The following is a 476-nucleotide window of genomic DNA, read 5'->3' on the forward strand; positions in this document are numbered from 1 at the left end:
AGATGACGTCGTCGGCGATCGAGCAGCTGGAGACGCTCGGCGAGTTGCACCGCGCGCTCGAGCAGAATGAATTCCGCCTGTTCTACCAGCCGCAATACGATCTGGCCAGCGGCCGGATCGTCGGCGTGGAGGCGCTGCTGCGCTGGTTGCATCCGAGCAGGGGTTTGGTGCCGCCGGGCGACTTCATCGGGCTCGCGGAGCGATCGGCGCTGATCGTCCCGATCGGCAGGTGGGTGCTGCACGAAGCCTGCCGCCAGGCGCGCCGCTGGCTCGACAAAGGCTTCGTGTTCGGGCGCGTGTCGGTGAACGTGTCGGCGCGCCAGTGTTTCACTGACCATTTTCTCAGCGACCTGACGACCATCCTCAGCGAAACCGCGTTGCCGACCAAATGCCTGCAGCTGGAGCTTCTCGAGAGCATGGCGATGAACACCCGCGAGGAGATCGGCATCCTGCTGCGCGAACTCGCGATCCGCGGG

Annotated in this window: 1 protein-coding gene; it reads left to right on the top strand. The window is 65.5% G+C overall.

Annotated elements, in window-relative coordinates; genetic code table 11:
* The coding region (locus tag SB751_RS28170; protein WP_410748805.1) for an EAL domain-containing protein at positions 1-476 on the top strand (476 nt) is incomplete at both ends.

It is taken from the genome of Cupriavidus sp. SIMBA_020, assembly GCF_046535395.1.
Taxonomy (GTDB): Bacteria; Pseudomonadota; Gammaproteobacteria; order Burkholderiales; family Burkholderiaceae; genus Cupriavidus; species Cupriavidus campinensis.